The organism is uncultured Hymenobacter sp., from assembly GCF_964242765.1.
Classification (GTDB): Bacteria; Bacteroidota; Bacteroidia; order Cytophagales; family Hymenobacteraceae; genus Hymenobacter.
This window is the reverse complement of the sequence record NZ_CAXTBM010000015.1, coordinates 36,086-55,770: the sequence shown is the minus strand read 5'-3', so window position 1 is coordinate 55,770 and position 19,685 is coordinate 36,086. Positions and strand designations below refer to the sequence as shown.

The window sequence follows — 19,685 nt, the reverse complement described above, 5'->3', positions numbered from 1 at the left end:
AAAAAAACGTCCTGCTGCGCTTGTTGAAGTATCTGCTTGCTGATACTGGATTAGTAACCCAACCTCAGCAGACGAGATGCTTCGGCAAGCGCAGCAGGACGTTCTTATGGAGACTAACGGACAGTTAACGTCTTTATTACGATACGCCTTCCCTCAAGCGCTCAGCACTTTCGGCGAGGCGCAGCTGCTCCACGAAGTCGTCGATGTTGCCTTCCATGACGCTGGCCAAGTTGTACACTGTGAACCCGATGCGGTGGTCCGTTACGCGACCCTGGGGGTAGTTGTAAGTACGAATCTTATCAGACCGGTCGCCACCGCCAATCATGCTCTTGCGCTGCGCACCTTCGGCTTCGTTCTTTTTCGCTAGCTCGATTTCGTAGATGCGTGAGCGAAGCACTTGCAGCGCCTTATCGAAGTTCTTGAGCTGCGACTTCTGGTCCTGGCACTGCGCTACGAGGCCCGTAGGCAAGTGCGTGAGGCGCACGGCCGAGTAGGTCGTGTTTACCGACTGCCCACCCGGACCCGACGACATGAAGAGGTCCTTGCGCACATCGTTCATATCGATCTGCACGTCCAGTTCCTCGGCTTCCGGCATCACTACAATCGAAGCAACTGAGGTATGAATCCGACCCTGCGTTTCGGTGGCCGGTACGCGCTGCACCCGGTGCACCCCCGACTCAAACTTGAGCTTGCCGTACACATCTTCGCCTTTCACAGCCAAGATAATTTCCTTGTAGCCGCCCGAAGTGCCTTCGGTGGCGTCAATCAAATCCATTTTCAGGCCGTGCCGTTCGGCGTAGCGCATATACATACGCTGCAAGTCGCCAGCAAAAATAGCCGCCTCATCGCCGCCTGCACCCGCCCGGATTTCCATGATGACGTCTTTCGAGTCGTTGGGGTCCTTGGGTAGCAATAGGTCTTTAATAACCGTTTCGAGGCGCTCTTGCTCGGGGTAGAGTTCCTCTAGCTCGTCCTTCGCCATTTGGCGAAAGTCCTCATCTTTCTCGTTGGCAATGACCTCTTTGGCGCTGTCGATGTTGGCCAGCACATTCTGATAGGCCTTGTACTCAACAACAATCTTGTTGAGGTCTTTATATTCTTTATTGAGCGTCTTGTAGCGTTTCATGTCGCTCATGGCGTCGGGCTGCGTGAGCTGCTCTGCCACGTCGTTGAATCGCTGTTGGATGGCCTCCAGTTTGTCTAGCATCTTGCCTTCTGAGAATTGTATTGGGAGTGCAAAGGTACTGAAAACAAACACGTCCTGTGCGCGGCGCGGTTCCGCTTGCTGTGCGTTAGAGCGCGACTAGTAGGCCTTTTCTCAGTTCTTTTTTCAGATTAGACAGGTAGATAAATATTGTGCTTTGCGAAAAAGCGCCTACTTTACGGCCAGAAGTACGCACTCATGGCCTCACTTTCTTATTCGACTTTCCTTATTTCCGCTTCCACCGGCGTCTGTTTGACGACCGGCACCGGCATTATTACAGGTATTACAACCCGCTAGACGGGCTGCGCTACCTCTCCTTGCTTTGATGTTTCGCAGCCCGTCGCCGGCCGCTTCCTAATCAGAAGCCAAGCCGGATCCGACGGGCTTTTTCGTGTCCTCTCATCTCTTTATGCTCATGCAGGTTCTGAAATTCGGTGGTTCGTCGGTGGCTACGGCCCCTAACCTTGAACGTGTGGCGCAGCTCGTGGAAACAACTGCCCGGCAAACTCCCACAGTGGTAGTGGTATCAGCCCTCGGGGGCACCACCGACGCACTGATTGAAGCCGGCCGCCTCGCCGCCACTGGTTCCGACGAGTACCGCGCCCGACTCAAACACTTGGAAGAGCGCCACTTAGAAGCCGTGCGTGGCCTGCTCCCCATCCCCGATCAAAGCGCGGTGCTGAGCTTGGTGAAAACCTACTGCAACGAGCTAGACAGCGTGTGCGACGGGATATACTCGCTCGGGGAACTGTCGAACCGGACGCTGGACCGGCTGGTGAGCTTCGGAGAGCTACTATCGTCGCGGCTGCTGGCGGCTTGCTTGAAAGCGCACGGCGTGGCCCACATCTGGCAAGACAGCCGGCAACTGATCCGCACCGACTCGCACTACGGTTTCGCAGCGGTGGACACGGCCGTTACCAATCGGCAGATTCAGGAGTTTGTGGCCGCGCAGCCAAGTTTGGTGTACGTGGTGCCAGGCTTTATCGGAAGCGATGCGCAGGGCACTACCACCACCCTCGGCCGCGGCGGCTCCGACTATACGGCGGCCATCTTCGCGGGCGCTTTGGCAGCGGAGCGGCTGGAAATCTGGACCGATGTAAGCGGGATGATGACCGCCGACCCGCGCCTCGTGACGCTGGCCCGCCCCATTCCGCGCATCTCCTACCAAGAGGCTATGGAGTTGTCGCACTTCGGGGCCAAAGTGCTGTACCCGCCTACTATTCAGCCGGTCATGAGCCAGGGGATTCCACTTTGGATCAAGAACACTTTCGCGCCAGAAGATGAAGGCACACTAGTAGAAGTGAATCCGCCGGCCAACCGCGACGTGGTGCGGGGCCTTTCGAGCATTGGGCAACTAGCGTTGCTGAACCTGGAAGGCAGCGGCATGGTAGGCATTCCGGGCTTCTCGCGGCGGTTGTTCGGGGCGCTGGCGCTGTTGCGCATCAACGTTATTTTGATCACTCAGAGCTCGTCGGAGCACTCGATCTGCGTAGCCGTGCGGGCTGCCGATGCTGGCTCGGCGCAAGCAGCCGTTGACGAAGAATTCAGCGTTGAAATAGCCGCTGGCAAAGTAGCGCCGCTTCGTTGTGAGATGGACTTGGCCATTGTGGCGCTGGTGGGCGAGCAAATGCGCAACCACCCCGGCATCAGCGGGCGCATGTTTGGGGCACTCGGTCAGAATGGCGTGAACATCCGGGCCATTGCGCAGGGCTCGTCGGAGCGAAATATCTCCGCCGTAATTCGGACCGCCGACGTGCGCAAGGCCATCAACGTGCTGCACGAGGAGTTCTTCGAGGAGACCACCAAACAGGTGAACATTTTTGTGGCGGGTGTGGGCAATGTGGGCAAGAAACTGCTCGAACAAATGGCTCGGCAGCAGCAGTGGCTGCGCGAAAAGCTGCGCCTCAACTTGCGCGTAGTAGGTCTGGCCAACAGCCAGCGCTTCGTCCTAACAGAAGACGGCATCGAGCTGAACGACTGGCAAGTAGCGTTAGAGCAAGGGCAACCGCTGGATCTGAAGGAATTGGTAGAGCAGCTGCACGCCCGCAACCTGCGCAACACCGTGTTTGTGGATGTGACGGCCAGCGCCGACGTAGCCAAAACTTATGCGGCCTTGCTAGAGAAAAGCGTAGCCGTAGTGGCCTGCAACAAGGTAGCCTGCTCGTCAGAATACGTGAATTATGCTCGCTTGAAATCCTTGGCGCGCGAGTTCAATGCCGAATTCTTGTTTGAAACCAATGTGGGCGCGGGCCTACCCGTCATTGGTTCTCTCAACGACCTGATGCGCAGCGGCGACGAGGTGCATCGTATCGAGGCAGTACTCTCTGGTACGCTCAACTTCGTATTCAACCACTACGATGGCACCGTGCTCTTTGCCGACGTGGTGCGCCAAGCCCAAGCGGAAGGATATACTGAACCCGACCCGCGCCTAGACTTGAGCGGTACGGACGTGGCCCGCAAAATCTTGATCCTGGCGCGGGAAGCGGGCCAAGAAATGGAGCTAAGCGACATTCACAACGAATCTTTCCTGCCCGCTTCCTGCCTGGAAGGCGATGTGGAAGCTTTCTACGAGCAACTGGCCGTACACGAATCCCACTTCCGCAGCCTCTACGATGCGGCAGCAACCCAAGGCCAACGCCTGAAATTCGTGGCCCGCTACGCTAACGGCAAAGCCAGCGTTGGGCTGCAAGGCGTGGCGCCGGGTCATGATTTCTACGTGTTGCAGGGCAAAGACAATGCTGTGCTCTTCTTCACCAACCGCTACCCCGAGCAGCCTTTGGTGGTGAAAGGTGCCGGGGCCGGCGCCGACGTCACGGCCTCCGGCGTCTTCGCCGACGTAATCCGCGCCGCTCGGGCATAATGCGCCAGGAGGTGTGTCACCAATCCAGTCGTATGTCATGCTTGGTCTGGCGTGCTGACGTTGCCAAACTATATCGGTCATGCTGAGCGCAGGGCAACGAAGCCGAAGCATCTCGCGTGCTGAGGTTGCAATACGAAACTCAACGATTCGAGCGAGATGCTTCGACTACGCCTCCGGCTCCGCTTAGCATGACGTTCTAATTGTGTTGGCAACGCCGGCACGCGGGATACTTCAGCAAGCTCAGCATGACGGACAGTCAAAGAGCCCCTACACTCTGATTTAGCCGAACAATTTCACAAGTCTTTCAATCTCCGCAACTACCAGCAGCGAGGCAGAAGCTTCGGGCTACACTTTCCGCTTATGCCTACTTCCAACTTTCTGACGCTGTATTCACCAGCTACCGTGGCCAATGTAGTCTGCGGGTTTGATGTGCTGGGCTTCGCGCTGGAAGCACCCTACGACACCATGCACCTGCGCCTGACCGAACAGCCGGGCGTGACGATTGTGCATGAGGATGACTTCGACCTGCCTACTGAGCCCGCGCGCAACGTGGCGGGGGCGGCGCTGCTGGCGTTGCTGCGGGCGGCTCCGGCCGGGACGGGGTTCGAGATGCGCATCAACAAAGCCATTCTGCCGGGCAGTGGTATAGGCAGCAGTGCGGCCAGTGCGGCTGGCGCCGTAGTGGGCGCCAATCAGTTGCTGGGCAACATCTTTTCCAAAGAAGAATTGGTGCGCTTTGCCATGTTTGGGGAAGAGGTTGCGTCCGGCGCGCAACACGCCGACAATATCGCGCCGGCCATCTACGGCGGCGTCACGCTTATCCGTTCGGCTGAACCCTTAGATATTGTACCTTTGTCGGCGCCGCCGTTGCACGTGACGGTGGTGCACCCGCAGATAGAGGTGCGCACTGCCGATGCCCGCCAGATTTTGAAGCAACAGGTACCACTAAAGTCTGCCATCCGGCAGTGGGCCAACGTGGCTGGGCTGGTGGCGGGCCTGTTGAAGTCAGATTATCAGCTCATTGGCCGCTCGTTGGAAGACGTGATTGTGGAGCCGGTGCGTAGCATCCTCATTCCAGGCTTTGCCGACGTAAAGGCGCGCAGTATGGAAGCTGGAGCGCTGGGCGGGGGTATCTCGGGCTCTGGTCCATCCATCTTCATGCTGAGCGAAAACCAAGCAACGGCGCAGGCGGTAGCCAGTGCCATGCGGGAAGTATACGAGCAGCTAGGCGTAGACTTTCACATCCACGTCAGTACCATCAATTCTACTGGAGTCCGGTTCGCAGACTTAGGCTGAACAGCATTCAGATCTGCTGTAGAGACGCGACACTTCGCGTCTCGGCGTCCGCGCCCGCCATCTGGACGCTTGGTTTAAACAACATCAACAACGACGAGACGCGAAGTGTCGCGTCTCTACACCTCTGAATTTCTCGCTACATGCGCTACTACAGCCTCAACCAGCAAGCCCCTACCGTTGACTTTCAGGCCGCTACCATCGCCGGACAGGCTCCGGATGGCGGACTCTACTTCCCGGAACGGATTCCAAAGTTCTCATCTGAGTTACTTCGTAACTTCAATACTATGCCTCGGGCCGAGGTGGCGTTTGAAGTCATCCGCCCCTATGTCGGTGACACGATTCCGGAAGAAATACTGCGCGGTATCTGCGCCGAGACGGTGGACTTTGAATTTCCGCTGGTGCCCGTGACCAGCCAAATAGCGGCGCTGGAGCTATTCCATGGTCCGACACTGGCATTCAAGGACGTAGGCGCCCGGTTTATGAGCCGCTGCTTGGGCTACTTTTCGCGCCAGCAAACGGCGCCAGTCACGGTGCTGGTGGCTACGTCTGGCGACACGGGCGGGGCCGTGGCCGACGGTTTTTTGGGTGTCGAGGGGGTTGAGGTGGTTATTCTGTATCCATCGGGCAAAGTCAGTCCGTTGCAGGAGTTGCAGCTGACCACGCTGGGCCAGAACATTACGGCCCTGGAGGTGCGCGGCAACTTCGACGACTGCCAGCGCCTAGTGAAACAAGCCTTCCTCGATCCGCGTGTCACCGAGCATCGGCAACTTACTTCCGCTAACTCCATCAACGTGGCCCGGTGGCTGCCCCAACAGTTCTACTACTGCTACGCCCTGCAACAGTGGGCGCACGAAACCCCGCCGGTGGTAGCAGTGCCGAGCGGCAACTTCGGCAATATCTGCGCCGGGCTTATGGCTCACGCGTCGGGCTTGCCCATCAAGCACTTCGTGGCGGCCTGCAACGCCAACTCCGCCGTAGCCGACTACCTCCGCACCGGCATCTTCGAGGCCCGGCCAGCTGTTGTTACGCTCTCCAATGCCATGGATGTAGGCAACCCCAGCAACTTTGGGCGCATTTTGGAGCTATTTGAGCAGCGCCACGCCGATGTAAGCCGTCTGGTAAGTGGTGCCATCGTCTCCGACGAGGAAACCACGGCCACCATCAAGCGGGTACACCAGGAAACCGGCTACTTGCTCGACCCGCACGGTGCCGTGGCGCTCCGGGCGCTGGAGCAGTACCTAAGCGAGCATGCAGTTGAACACGGTATCTTTCTGGAAACGGCGCACCCAGTGAAGTTTCCGGAAGTGGTAGAACCAGTTATCGGCGCGAAGGTGCCTGTACCAACAGCCGTGCGCGGCCTCCTAACGCGCACCAAGCAAAGCGTGCTACTGGAACCTAAGTATGAAATGTTGCAGGAGTTTTTGCTGAAATAAAGACGACTGGTGCGCGTAGCACCGCTAAACGCCGCGAGACGATGCCGCTATAGTAGCTGTTTTGAAAACCTGAACGTGGGGCGACGGGTAGTTGGGGAAGTGCGGCCGTTGTCGTCTCTTTGTTGTGTTGATTTGTTGTTTTGCCATGTCTTATCTTTTCCGCTCCCTGGCTGGGTTTCTACTGCTTTCTGCCTTGCTGGCTTCCTGCCGCCCCGACCAGATCGAGCACATCAAAGACGGCAAGAAAATAGCCATTACCCTCGACAAGATGGTGGTTAAGCGTATTCTGCCCGCCGATTTGCTCCGCGCCACCCGCTGGGCCGGCGACTCGCTCACACGCCACGCCGACCGGGAGTTGCGCCGCGTCCTTAGTGAGAAGCTCCAAGCCGGTGGTGTAGCGGCAGCCCTCCCCTACTGCCGCCCCGAAACGTTTGCCTCCGTAGACACCCTGGAGAGAACAATGCAAGCCACCGCACAGCGCCGAAGTGCCCGGCCACGCAATGCTGCCAACCGGGCTTCCCTCACCGCTACTGCCTTACAACCTGATACCGTTCGCCGTGTGGCCCGTCTCAACGGTGACGTTTTCACATACCAGCGGCCTATTGTGCTCGATGATGCCCTGTGTTTGCGCTGCCATGGGGAAGTTGGCAAAGACATTTCGACAACTGATTATGCGCTCGTCAAAAAGGAATATCCTCAAGATCAAGCAACTGGCTACCGTTTAGGTCAAGCAATGGGAATTTGGCAAGTGACGCTTCAGCGTGCCGGGGTGGCTGAGTTCTACACGATGAAAACCCGCAAAATCGTGAAGCCGCGCAAGCCGCTTTTTTAAGGTTTATTATTCTTAGTTACAACAAGGAAAATATTGTGACCCAGTATCTTTTGAAGCAACAGCGAAAACTATATTGGGTTAAAAGAGCGACAGCCGCGCTTTCGCTATCCTATTAATCTGATGTCAACATAGACTTATACAGAATGAAATATTTCTTGTTTTTTTCATTTATAAGTTGGTTTCTATCTATATCTGTGTGCTATGGACAGCTTGTCTCATTGGATCAATGCGCACAAACCTTTTCAAACGATAGTATTGCTCTTTACTTCAACCGAGAGTATTACCTGACATCAAAAGAATGTGCTGTTATAAAAAGAGTAGGACGCATAAACGACAAGAGTAATTTCATCGGTACCGTATCCGATTACCGGACCAATACTGGCAACCTATTAGCGCAGTTCACTTATGATTCAGGCATTCTAAACGGTCCGGCGGCGCTTTACTTTTCGCGAGGCCATCTAGCAGCGCAAGGACAATTTGTGCAGGGAAAACAAAGCGGCGACTGGAAATACTGGTACGCCAACGGACAGCCGCGCCAAGTGCTACGCTTTCCAGTGGCAGGCCCTGTTCGTATTCTTGCTTACTGGGACTCTACAGGGCAGCAACAGGCAATAAATGGGACAGGTACTTGGGAAGGTCCAACTACAACAGGATTAGTTGCCCACGGACACATTCGCTTAGGTTTACCAAATGGTAATTGGGTAGGACAACATAAGCAGAGCCATCTTCCTATCACAACAGAATTATACGACAAAGGTGTGTTTCGAAGAGGGCGCTTAATCAAACCGCAAGCCGACCAGCCTGCTGCTTATCGTTACTCTCCTTTATTAACACCTCTAGAACCAGCCCCTTTTTTGCGGGCAGACTATATGGAACTGGGGTATACCTGCGACGAAAACCATCGCCGAGCCCAATTTCAACTAATCAAAACAGAATTTCAGCTTCCTAGTGTTAAAATAGGCATTGTCCGCTACACTAACCGTCTAAACCAGCGCCTAACTCGCTACCGCGCAACTCATTGGTATAGTTCCATGCCACCGGAAGTCACCGTACGGTGTTCTCTCGACCAGAAGGGACATTTCATCAATTTCGAATCTGAAACTTCTTCGTTGCGTGAAGTAATTCGTTCCCTTGTGTCATCACTACCGCCGTGGCAACCTGCTCACTACCAAAGCCAACCCGTACTTGGCTACCTTGATATTATACTGAATACGTCCACTGATAAAGTGAGAGTAAAAGCGGCTGCCAGGTTACTTTCTTCTCAGTTGCCAGAGCCTAACTTAGCTGCTTGGCCTTAGCTGCAACGCCTGATATATTGAATAATCTTATGTAGCCACTTCAAGGTTTAAAGTAGTCACGCTATTAGCTATTGCTATCAGCAAGTTGTCAATGTTCTTCTCACGCAGGCCCTCGTAATAACCTCAGACTCTAATGCTACTTACATGCAGGCTGTTCTGGCTGATACTATGTACTCTATCACACGTTAGCACTATTACTACATGGGCACAAACTCCTCTTCAAAAGGAGAAAGCTAAGTTAGATGACTGCTACCGGGTGGTTGGTAAAGACAGCGTAGTGTTCTTCTATTCTGCTGATTACATGCTTACGCCGCCAGACTGCGCCGCTATCCGCCGCCACGTTAGGTTGGACAGCGCCGGCCACTTCTGGGGCTATGTGCGCGATTATAATCTCAGCAACAACCAACCCTTGTTGCAGGGCGCTTATCGAAATGGCCTTATGGAAGGTCAGTTTGAAGTGTATCATACTACCGGCGAGTTGGCGGCGCGGGGCTATTACCGTCGGGGTGAGCAAGTCGGCGACTGGGCGTATTGGTATCCATCGGGCCGGAAACGGCAGGTGCTGAGTTTTCGCAATGGCTTGGATCCGCTGGTGCAGCAGTTTTGGGAGGAGACGGGCCAACAGTTGGTCAAGGATGGCAACGGCACCTGGTACCGCCAGGAAAGCGGCATGCAGCTACGCGGCGCGGTGGTAGGCGGCATACCGGATGGGCGCTGGCAACTACGCCGGATAGAAGACGAGCACTTAGTAGCCCGGGAAACCTTCGTGAAAGGAAACTTTCGGAACGGCGTCCTGATCGACCAAATGTATGCTTATCAGGACCAGTCGCGCTTTAGTGTTGCTGATTGGGAACAGTACCGGCAAGCTGATAAATATGCAATAGGAACTACTTGTCCCTCAGGCAAATAGCGCTGCTTCTGTGCGCGAGCCTAACCTTAAAGCGAATTTTACAGTTTCGATTAAATATGAATGTTCCTGTTTCGGCACAGTTGCCCATCGTTATTGTTGGGGCCGGTATGGCTGGTCTCACCTGCGCCAACTACCTGCACCGCGCGGGCTGCCCGGTGGTGGTGCTCGAAGCCGCCGAAGCCGTTGGGGGCCGCGTCCGCACCGACGTCACCTCCGAAGGCTTCCGCCTCGACTACGGCTTTCAGGTGCTGCTCACCAAGTACCCGGAAGTACAGCGCATGATTGATTACGGTGCCCTCAACTTGCGGGCGTTTCGCTCCGGCGCCGTTATTCGCTTACCCAATGGCCGCGAAACCACGCTGCGCAACCCACTGCAACAACCTTTGGCTGCTTTCCCGGCTCTCACGTCGCCCATCGGCACGCTGACCGATAAGCTCCGCATTCTTAGCTTGGTACAGCACGTACGCAGCCGCAGCGCCGAGGAATTGCTGGCGCACCCATCCACCGATACGCTCACTTTTCTGCGGCGCTACGGCTGGAGCGAACAAATTATTGATACGTTTTTTCGGCCTTTCTTCGGGGGCGTGTTTCTGGATCGTAGCCTGACTACGGCCAGCAACTTCTTCGAATTTGTATTTCAGCAGTTTGTGATAGGTGAAGCTGTAGTACCCGCCCTGGGTATGCAGCAGATTCCCGAGCAACTGGCCAACCGTCTGCCGGCCGGTACTGTGCGCCTCAACACCCCCGTCGAGTCGGTAGAAGGCAACAAAGTGTACTTGCGCGGCGGCGAAACGCTAACTGCCGCAGCGATAGTAGTAGCCACTAATGGCGACACCACGGCCCATCTGCTGCCCCACTTGCCGCAACTGCACGCTACTGCTTGGCGCCGCACCACGTGCACTTACTTTTCGGCTCCCGCCTCGCCGGGCCGCCAGGATAAGTTGCTGCGCCTGAACGCGGCGCACGGCCAGATGGCGCATAATGTATGCTTTCCCTCCGACGTTTCGCCGGATTATGCGCCGCCCGGCCGCACGCTCGTTTCAGTGAGCACCCACGGCGAGCATCACCTGCCCGAAACCACTCTTGTAGCTCTATTGCACGCCGAACTGATGGTTTGGTTTGGCGACGAGGTGGCGCAGTGGAAACATTTGCGCACCTACCACCTGCCCCACGCCCTGCCGGTTTACGCCAACGGCAAGGCGCAGCACCAAGAGTTAAGACTAACTAACTCTCTCTACCGCTGTGGCGACTACACTTCTTACCCTTCGTTGAACGCCGCTATGGCGTCGGGCCGGGAAGTGGCCGAGCTTATTTTGAGTTCCTAGTTTTCTGATTGTCAATTTAACTCAACATTTGTTGACTGATTTGACAATTAAAAACCCGTAATTAAATGCTCAGATAGGCAGGGCAATGGTCGGAGTGCACTACGTCGGGCAGAAGGCCAGCTTCCTGAATTCGGGACTCTAGCTCCTTGTCAACCAGCAAGTGGTCGAGACGCCAGCCGACGTTGCGCTTGCGCGAACCGGCACGGTAGCTCCACCAGGAGTAATGGCCGGCCACGTCGCCGTGGTGATGACGGAAGGAGTCCGTGTAGCCATCGGCTAGAAAGTCTTTGAACCACTGCCGCTCCTCCGGCGTGTAGCCCGGACTGTTTTGGTTGGCCTTGGGGTTGTGCAAGTCAATTGGCGTCTGGCAGCAATTATAATCACCCCCGATAACGAGCCGCCGACCTTCGGCCCGCAATTGCTGCACGTAGCGCCGGAAGAAATGCAGCCACGCCACCTTGAATGCTTGCCGTTCGGCACCACTGGTACCGGAAGGCATGTACACGTTCAGCACCGAAAAGTCATCGTAATCCAGGCGCAGCACCCGGCCTTCCGAGTCATAAATTTCGGTGCCACACCCCATTTCTACGTGCTGGGGCAATTGCTTGGTGAAGGTGGCAACTCCGCTGTAGCCGGGTTTCGCAGCCGGGTGCAGATAGGCATAATAGCCGAGCGCCGTAAAGCCTGATATATCCAGCTCCTCGCGCCCAGCCTTGATTTCCTGCAAGCATAACACATCTGGCTGCGTTTCCCGCACCCAATCCAGCAGCCCCTTACTTAGCGCTGAGCGTAAGCCATTAACGTTATAGCTAACGATATTCATTTAGTTACCTGATGGTTAACAGAAAGGTGATTGTTGTTCTACACCACCAGTGGTGTAGAACCAGAATCACCTTTCCACCAAGATGGCACTTAATTGTCTAAATCAAAATACTCCAATATGTGCCATTTTAACATTCGCTCCTGCTCTTTCAAGCTAGCAAATGGAACCGCCTGCACAAGCCGGTAATGAGGCCAGCCTTCTTCATCCACCCGCTCTAGCTCGTAGTGGCCCGACAAGCTAAAAAGCTTGCAGGTAGCAATGTGCATGAGGTCCTGCTTCTGCTCTTTGGTGAAGGGGCCGGCACTCTGGCCGAGCTCTTGCACCCCAATTAGGAGTAGCAGGGCATTTAGGTCAGGCTTTTTGCCGAACCGTTCCCGCATCTCGTTCATCAGGTGCCACCAACGGGCCTCAAACTCGGCTTCCGTCTCCTGCGGATCTAAATAGCTCATGCGTCGTGACTGTGTTGCGGGGCAGGCGTGGTGGCTTCTTCTTTGAGGATTTCCCAATACTCTACGGCGCGCCGAAAATGGGGAATCACGATGCTGCCCCCGATGAGGTTGGCAATAGCAAATACCTCATAAATTTCCTCGTCGGTCAACTTTTCTTCGTAGCATTTACCGAGGTGATACTTGATGCAATCGTCGCAGCGCAGCACCATGCTGCACGCCAAACCCAGCATTTCCTTGGTTTTTACGTCTAATGCGCCCGCCTGATACGTGTTGGTATCAAGGTTGAAGAAGCGCTTGATAACCTTGTTATCAGCCGCCATGATCTTCTCGTTCATGCGCTGGCGGTACTCGTTGAATTCAGTTACTTGGGACATATAGAATGTACACTGGAAAGCCTAGGAGAAAGGAACACGAAAGTAAACACAAATGATCCGGCTACTTGTATTACCCACAATCTGAGCCTACTTTACAAGTACCTGTCCTCTTAAATTATCTTGCCAAGCACATACATTATATAGTAGCGGCGTACGGCTTTGGCTATGTTTACAGTCCTTACTTGCTCTTCTTTTCAGCATAGCCAATTTTTCTATCCTTTCTAGTTTATCACGCTATGCTGCCAAGGTTTCTATCTGATTTTGTTGGCCTGATTTTTCCGCAGGTCTGCCTGGCATGCGAGGAGGCGTTGAGTCGTGGTGAAGAGCACCTGTGCACGAGTTGCCGCACACAACTGCCCTACACCGACTATCATTTGCTGTCGACGGAAGCCAATCCGTTGAGCCGTCGTTTCTGGGGCCGCGCCCCCATCCGCCACACGCTGAGCTACCTCCGCTTCCTGCGCCGCGGCCGGGTGCAGCACCTGCTACATCAACTTAAATACCGAGGGCAACGCGACGTAGGACTAGTCATCGGACGTTGGTACGGGCACGAGCTAGCCCAACACAATTTCCAGTTCGACCTGATTGTGCCCGTACCGTTGCACCCCAGCAAACTAGCTAAGCGCGGCTACAATCAATCCGACCCCTTTGCTGAAGGCATGGCCGAGAGCCTACGCACGCCTTGGCACGCCGCCGGTTTGCGTCGCCTCGAACATACAGACTCCCAAACGCGCAAAAACCGCCTAGAACGGTGGGAGAACGTAGCTGGGATGTTTGAAGTAACGGACCCCACCACCATCCTAGGCAAACACGTCTTGGTAGTCGACGATGTTCTGACCACCGGCGCCACCCTTGAAGCTTGCGCAGTTGCCTTGCTAGCGGCTGGGGCTGCCGAAGTCAGCGTTGCTACTATTGCGTGTGCAGATAGATAACTAAGCCTTTAGCCTGATCCATTCATACTGGCTGAAACAGTCGGCATAGTATAGAATAAAATCCACGTAGCTAGAAAACAAGAAAGGCTTGCCGCGTGGCAAGCCTTTCTTGTTTCACTGAAGTACTGGTAATTACTTGTTGGAACCAGCGTTGATCATAGCGCAGCGGAAACCGATGGTTGCCGTAGCAGAGTCTTCGCCCATGAAACGGCGGGTGCCGGGCGAGAGCCAGTAAGCTACGTCGCGCCAAGAGCCGCCTTTGTACACGCGCACATGGTCGTCGATGAGCGACTGGTAGCCTTTCTTGTCGTACTTCTCGGCAGGGTCGAGGAATCCGTTCCGACGGAAGGGGTTCAAGTCTTCCACATCTTCGAACGAGAGCGGACGGTAGATATCCTGCACCCACTCGTTTACGTTGCCGGCCATATTATAAAGGCCATAGTCGTTCGGTGGGTAAGCGTAAATGTACTCGGTAATCATGGCGCCGTCGTTCAGCGAGCCGGCAATACCAGCATAGTCACCGCGGCCACGCTTGAAGTTCGCCAGAAACTGACCCATCTTGCCGCCGTATGGGTTCCGCACCTGACGGCCGTCCCAAGGGTAGATACGCTTGTTTTCTTGGTTTTCGTTGCCAGTTTCCTGCGTACCAATGAGCGCCTGCGCAGCGTACTCCCACTCCGCCTCGGTGGGCAGACGGTAGTTGGGCAGCGTGTTGCCGTTTTCGATGGCAATTGCAGCACCACCTCCATCTTCGGTGGCGCCTTCCGCAGCGGCAGCGCCTTTTTTCTTTTTCTTGAAGAGGCCGCCCCCACCGCCCCCGCCGTCAGCGTTGCCGGCAAGTGTTTCATTTACCTTCGACGTACGCCAAGTGCAGTAGTCGTTGGCTTGCAACCAGCTTACTCCCACCACCGGGAAATAGCGGAAGCCGGGGTACCGCAGGTAGTAATCCACATACGGGTCGTTGAACGACAATTCGCGGGCCCAAACGGTGGTGTCGGGCAAGGCCGACTGATAAAACTCTTCCGACGAGTCTTTGCGGATGAAGTGCAAATACTCCAGCCAGTGAATGTTGGCTACCTCGGCTTCGTCCATGTAGAAAGAGGCGATAGTAACGGTGCGCTCCACATTGTCGTGGGTCATTGTTACATCTTCTTCCTGCGAACCCAGCACAGTACGGCCTCCTTCGATGAAGACTAAGCCGGGGCCTTCGGGGATGCCTTGGTAATCGGCAACCTTCATGCCTTCTTCGGTATTGTACTCAATGCCCGTAGTGGAGCTGTACTTACCGGGTTTAGTAGCGGTGGGCGGGCCGCCCTTACAGGCAGCTAGGGCGCAGGCTCCTACAACCGCAAAACGCAGGTACTTGGAAAAATTCATGATTAAGTTTAAAACTACCCGTTAGAAAAGACGTTGGACAAGGTAAGCTGCTGCAATAATACAAAAAATCAAAATGCGGGACAAGGCGCGACCGGGTAATTCCGACGTTTTAGTCGGCGCCAAGCGGCATCAAGCGAATCAAACGCACGAAGAGCCAAAGAAATTTCGTGCGCCCCACCTAATTCTGCACTTAATGCGCTCAGGCCTATATCATAAGCATAACCAACCCGAAAACTACCGAAGCTAAGACCAGCAATGGCCGTCAGAATTTGTTGGGGGCGCGGGGCGCCGGGCAGTGGCACGCCACGGTACACAAGCCCGAGTGTGAGGGGCGTAATAGTACCATAAAGTCCCGCTTCGGCCCGCTCGGAACCGCCTTGCCGCACATAGTGAACGGTGGGCGTTAAACTGATTTCGCGGTACTGCTGCCGCTCGGTGCTCCGGGTGAAATAGTGCTTGTAGCCTGTGCTTACTTCCAAGCGCAATGGCAGCTTGGCTTGGGCCCGAAAGCCTAGGTCGGGCTGGTTGAGATGTTGGCCCGCCAGCGACACCCAGAACTGCTCGCTGTATAGCAGCAGCCCCGCCCCTACCGTGGCGTAGTTCACCGGCGTGAAATCAACGACTTCGCGAGTAGGCATGCTGGTCGAGCCATCTTCGGAGAGCTGGTCGCCGAAGACCAGGTTGTCGTAGCTGATGCGCTGGTTACCGTAGCTGGCGCGCAAGCCGCCACTAAAAGCTAAGTCTTTGGTAAGCCGCGTGTGGTAGGCGTAGATGCCGCCTACTTCGACGCGGGTGTAGCCCAGGCCACCAGTGCGGTCGTGGTTGATCAGCAAACCAGCGGCGTTGCGCTGATCTTTGAACCGATAATCGGCGGCGAGTTGGCTGGTTTGGAAGGTGCCGGCCAGCGTAGGAAACTGGTTGCGGTAGCTGAGCGTTACGCTGGCATCGTCGAGTAAGCCGGCGTAGGCAGGATTCTGGTTGAGGCGTGTGGCGTAAGGTTGAGCGAAATACAAGTCTTGCGCGGCGGCTGGCAATGCCAGCGCCATAGCGCCGGCCAGCAGGGGCTGCCGCAGCTTGCGCTTCTCTGTAAATCTCCGTCCGATTTGCCCCGTCATCAGTGTAATAAACGCGCGACCGGCGGCGCGTAGTGCGTCGCCGGACTTATTTGCAGAAACTAAATTGCTGAATTCCTTACGCATTAGCTGAATATCTCGACCACAAATCGATGAGTGAGCCCGTTTTCTGGCCCAGCGCCCCAGGCAGACAAGATAGGGGCTGCTACTTTTGTACGTTCACTTAGTGCATGGTGCTTAGTTGGTCGTACTTAGGCCATCAATGAAACGATGCGGTTGATTTCCAGGCTGTACCATAAGGAGGCACATTGTTCGTTGGAGGTTATTGGAATACCGCATTTTGCAGCCATACACCAGCCACTGTCAACTAAGCACCAAGCACTATCAACTAAGCACTAAAACACATGCGTAAATTCTGGATTGGGTTGCTGATTCTTTTGGTGGTGCTGGTGGCAGGTATTGCCCTCACGCCCATCCTGTTCAAAGACAAAATCAAACAGGCGCTCGACAAGCAATTGGCCGAGCGTGTAGATGCAAAGGTACAGTACGATCCTAACAACGTCAGCCTAAGCTTATTTAGCAGCTTTCCTGACCTAGCGTTGGGCATCGACGAGCTGCGCGTGATCGGGCAAGACTCGTTTGCGCGCGACACGTTGGCTTACTTACCCTCTTTCCGAGTGGGACTGGATTTGATGAGCGTGGTAAGTGGCGACCAAATCAAGATCAAAAGCATCGTGCTCGACCGGCCCGATATCAGCGCGAAAGTGCTGAAGAGCGGCAAGGCGAACTGGGACGTGATGCTCTCGGACTCGGCAGCCGCAGCCAAGGGCCAGGATACTACCGCCTTGAACCTAGCCATCAGCAAGTGGGAGGTGACCGACGGCCACGTTCGCTACGAAGACCACACCCTGCCTTTTAGCATGGAACTGCGGGGGCTCAACCACACCGGCTCCGGCGACTTCGCCAGCAACATCTTCGACTTGGTTAGTGAAACCACCGCCGACCAGTTCTCGATGACGTACGACGGTACCGAGTATGTGAGCAAGAAAAAGCTGACGGCCGACGTGACCATGGCCATGGATCTGGGCAAGATGCTGTTCAGCTTCAAAGACAACAAAGTACAGCTCAACGACTTCCCGGCTACTTTCCAGGGCTCTATCGGGTTACCCAACGCCACCGACATCACCTACGACCTGACTTTCAAAGCCCTTGAAACTGACTTCAAAAACATTTTGAGTTTGGTACCGGGCGTGTACACGGCGCAGTTCAAGGATGTGGAAGCGGGCGGTAAAGTGGCTTTTGACGGCTACTTCAAAGGCGTGCAAAACGACGTAAAGATGCCCGGCTACGGCGTGAACCTGCAAGTGAAAGACGGCACGTTCCATTACCCGCAGTTGCCGCAAGCCGCTAAGAATATCAACGTGGACATGGTAGTAGACAATCCTTCGGGCTTCACTAACAATGTGAAGGTGAACGTGAAGCAGTTCCACTTGGACCTCGGCGCCAACCCAATTGACGGCAACGTAGCCATTGACGGGCTGGAGCCGATGAAGGTGGACGGCCGCGTGAAAGCCAATGTGGACCTAGCGGAAATGATGAAGGTGTATCCGGTGCAGGATCTAGCTCTGCGCGGCAAGTTGTTCGTGGACGGCACGGCCAAAGGCACCTACTCTAGCACGCAAATGCCCGTAGTGCAGGCTAAAATGAACCTGACTAACGGCTACGTGAAATCCAAGCAATTCCCGGCACCGATCGAGAATCTGGTCGTAACGGGCACCGTGCTTAACCCCACCGGGCAGTTGAACGACACGCGGGTTGATATTGCCAACTTCCGGATGCTGCTAGATGGTGAGCCGCTGGAAGGCCGCGTAGCAACCCAAGGTGTAGACAAGCTGCGCTTCGATGCCGATGTGAAGGGCGTGGTAGATTTAACTAAGCTCACCAAGATTTTCCCGCTCGAAGGCATGACGGTAACCGGCCGCCTCAATGGCAACGTGGCCGCCAAAGGCAACATGGCCGACATTGAGGCGGGCCGTTACCAGACGGTGGTGGATTCAGGTACGGTGAATGCGCAGAACATCACCTACAAGAGCCCCGACCTGCCGCAGGGCATGAAGGTGACCAAGGCCACGGCCACTTTCAACAACAACCAGATTGTGCTTCGGGACATGAGCGGCTTCGTGGGCTCGTCGGACATAGCGGCTTCGGGTACCATCTCTAACTACATGGGGTATCTGTTTGTACCAGGTCAGCCTTTGCGCGGTAACCTTACAGTTAACTCGCAGCGCTTCAACATGAACGAGTGGATGGTAGATGAGGTAAGCGCGAAGCCAACTACCGGCGCTACGGCGGCTACCAAAGCACCCGCTACCGCTACCAAGGCCGATGGCGTGCTACAAATCCCGAAGGAATTTGACTTAACCCTCAACACCACGGTGGGGCAGGTTATCTACGACAATCTCAAACTAGATAACGTGAAAGGTACCGTGGGCGTGCGCGACGAAACAGCTACGTTGCAAGGCCTTACCTTCAATACGCTCGGTGGCACGTTTGGTACCAACGGCTCGTATAGCAGCAAAAACCTGGCGCACCCGAAGTTCAACTTCGCACTCAACATCAAGAACCTGGATTTCCAGAACGCCTTCAACGCCTTCAACTCGGTGCGGGCCATGGTGCCCCTGGCTGATAACCTGGAAGGCATCTTCTCAACCAACTTCAATGTAAGCGGCGAATTAGGACCCGATATGATGCCTAACTACAGCACGCTCACGGGCAAAGGCCTATTTGAGGTGGTGCGGGCCGCCGTTAGCGGCTCGCCGGTTATCAATAAGATCAGCAGCCTCACGCAGTTTCAGGAATTGAAAAGCTTCGCCGTCAACAACAAAGATGTGGCAGCTGAAATCATCAATGGCAACTTTATTGTAAAGCCGTTCGATTTGACAGTGGGTCAGATCAAGATGACGGTGGGCGGCTCCAACAACATCAGCAACGGCGGCTTGGAGTACGTAACGGCGCTGAACGTGCCGACCGGCAAGCTCGGCAACCAACTAAACAGCCAACTCACTCGCCTAACGGGTGTGCAGAATCTGCAAGGCACCGAACGGGTGACCCTCGGCCTTAATATTGGGGGCACAGCGGCTAACCCAGTGGTAAAACTCGCCACTGGTAGCGTGAAGGCGCAGGCGAAAGACTTGGTAGGCAACATTGTGCAAGCCAAAGTCGATGGAGCAAAGCTCCAGTTGCAGGCGCAAGCCAAGGTAGCCCAGGACAGCATTCAGCGGGAGGTACAGCGCAAGCAACAGGAACTGCAAGCTAAGGCCCAGCAGGAAGTCGAAAAGAAAAGGCTGGAGCTGGAGTCGAAAGCCAAGCAAGGGCTCAATAATCTGATATTCGGCAAACCTAAAGCCAAGCCGGCAGCAGCCCCTCAAGATCAACCGAAGCCAAACGAAACATCTGATAGCACAAAATCAAGTCAGTAGAATTTTATTTTGTTGAAATA

Annotated in this window: 15 protein-coding genes; 9 read left to right on the top strand and 6 right to left on the bottom strand. The window is 55.2% G+C overall.

The window, feature by feature from the left end:
* Window positions 1-136: 136 nt before the first annotated feature.
* Window positions 137-1,207 (bottom strand): peptide chain release factor 1, encoded by a 1,071-nt coding sequence (gene prfA, locus ACFE7X_RS08585; RefSeq protein ID WP_375435262.1) that lies wholly within the window; start codon window positions 1,205-1,207, stop codon window positions 137-139.
* Window positions 1,208-1,619: 412 nt separating this feature from the next.
* On the opposite strand from prfA, the gene thrA reads away from it, so the two are divergent.
* The 7 genes from thrA to ACFE7X_RS08550 all read left to right on the top strand — a co-directional run bounded on the left by thrA (window position 1,620) and on the right by ACFE7X_RS08550 (window position 11,158).
* Window positions 1,620-4,064, top strand: a complete 2,445-nt coding sequence (thrA, locus tag ACFE7X_RS08580) for a bifunctional aspartate kinase/homoserine dehydrogenase I (protein WP_375435261.1) — start codon at window positions 1,620-1,622, stop codon at window positions 4,062-4,064.
* Between the two features lie 360 nt (window positions 4,065-4,424).
* Window positions 4,425-5,360 (top strand): homoserine kinase, encoded by a 936-nt coding sequence (locus ACFE7X_RS08575; RefSeq protein WP_375435260.1) that lies wholly within the window; start codon window positions 4,425-4,427, stop codon window positions 5,358-5,360.
* A gap of 140 nt (window positions 5,361-5,500) precedes the next feature.
* Entirely contained in the window at window positions 5,501-6,793 is a 1,293-nt protein-coding gene (gene thrC, locus ACFE7X_RS08570; RefSeq protein WP_375435259.1) for a threonine synthase, read from the top strand.
* Window positions 6,794-6,938: 145 nt separating this feature from the next.
* On the top strand, window positions 6,939-7,625 hold the full coding sequence (locus tag ACFE7X_RS08565) for a DUF3365 domain-containing protein (RefSeq protein ID WP_375435258.1): 687 nt from the start codon (window positions 6,939-6,941) through the stop codon (window positions 7,623-7,625).
* A gap of 143 nt (window positions 7,626-7,768) precedes the next feature.
* Window positions 7,769-8,923, top strand: a complete 1,155-nt coding sequence (locus ACFE7X_RS08560; RefSeq protein WP_375435257.1) for a toxin-antitoxin system YwqK family antitoxin — start codon at window positions 7,769-7,771, stop codon at window positions 8,921-8,923.
* A gap of 301 nt (window positions 8,924-9,224) precedes the next feature.
* A complete protein-coding gene (locus ACFE7X_RS08555; protein ID WP_375435256.1) occupies window positions 9,225-9,833 on the top strand; it encodes a toxin-antitoxin system YwqK family antitoxin in 609 nt (202 codons plus the stop codon).
* 56 nt (window positions 9,834-9,889) lie between these two features.
* Window positions 9,890-11,158: a protoporphyrinogen/coproporphyrinogen oxidase gene (locus ACFE7X_RS08550; protein ID WP_375435255.1), complete on the top strand. Its 1,269-nt coding sequence runs from the start codon at window positions 9,890-9,892 to the stop codon at window positions 11,156-11,158.
* Between the two features lie 61 nt (window positions 11,159-11,219).
* On the opposite strand, the gene ACFE7X_RS08545 is transcribed toward ACFE7X_RS08550, so the two are convergent.
* The 3 genes from ACFE7X_RS08545 to ACFE7X_RS08535 all read right to left on the bottom strand — a co-directional run bounded on the left by ACFE7X_RS08545 (window position 11,220) and on the right by ACFE7X_RS08535 (window position 12,804).
* Window positions 11,220-11,981, bottom strand: coding sequence for an exodeoxyribonuclease III (locus ACFE7X_RS08545; RefSeq protein ID WP_375435254.1), 762 nt, complete (start codon window positions 11,979-11,981; stop codon window positions 11,220-11,222).
* Between the two features lie 89 nt (window positions 11,982-12,070).
* A complete protein-coding gene (locus tag ACFE7X_RS08540; protein ID WP_375435253.1) occupies window positions 12,071-12,430 on the bottom strand; it encodes a hypothetical protein in 360 nt (119 codons plus the stop codon).
* Window positions 12,427-12,804 carry a carboxymuconolactone decarboxylase family protein gene (locus ACFE7X_RS08535; protein WP_375435252.1) on the bottom strand — a complete coding sequence of 126 codons (378 nt, stop codon included), beginning with the start codon at window positions 12,802-12,804 and terminating at the stop codon, window positions 12,427-12,429. Before ACFE7X_RS08535 ends, ACFE7X_RS08540 begins: the two co-directional genes overlap by 4 nt.
* 236 nt (window positions 12,805-13,040) lie before the next feature.
* Between ACFE7X_RS08535 and ACFE7X_RS08530 the strand changes: the two genes are divergently transcribed.
* Window positions 13,041-13,736 carry a ComF family protein gene (locus ACFE7X_RS08530; RefSeq protein WP_375435251.1) on the top strand — a complete coding sequence of 232 codons (696 nt, stop codon included), beginning with the start codon at window positions 13,041-13,043 and terminating at the stop codon, window positions 13,734-13,736.
* Window positions 13,737-13,868: 132 nt separating this feature from the next.
* Here the strand turns inward: ACFE7X_RS08530 and gldJ are convergent, their stop codons facing one another.
* Window positions 13,869-15,113: a gliding motility lipoprotein GldJ gene (gene gldJ / locus ACFE7X_RS08525; protein ID WP_375435250.1), complete on the bottom strand. Its 1,245-nt coding sequence runs from the start codon at window positions 15,111-15,113 to the stop codon at window positions 13,869-13,871.
* A gap of 68 nt (window positions 15,114-15,181) precedes the next feature.
* Complete coding sequence (locus ACFE7X_RS08520) at window positions 15,182-16,312, bottom strand: PorP/SprF family type IX secretion system membrane protein (RefSeq protein ID WP_375435249.1); 1,131 nt, start codon at window positions 16,310-16,312, stop codon at window positions 15,182-15,184.
* Window positions 16,313-16,590: 278 nt separating this feature from the next.
* Here ACFE7X_RS08520 and ACFE7X_RS08515 point away from each other — a divergent pair, with 278 nt between their 5' ends.
* A complete protein-coding gene (locus ACFE7X_RS08515; protein ID WP_375435248.1) occupies window positions 16,591-19,665 on the top strand; it encodes an AsmA-like C-terminal region-containing protein in 3,075 nt (1,024 codons plus the stop codon).
* The last annotated feature ends 20 nt before the right edge of the window (window positions 19,666-19,685 follow it).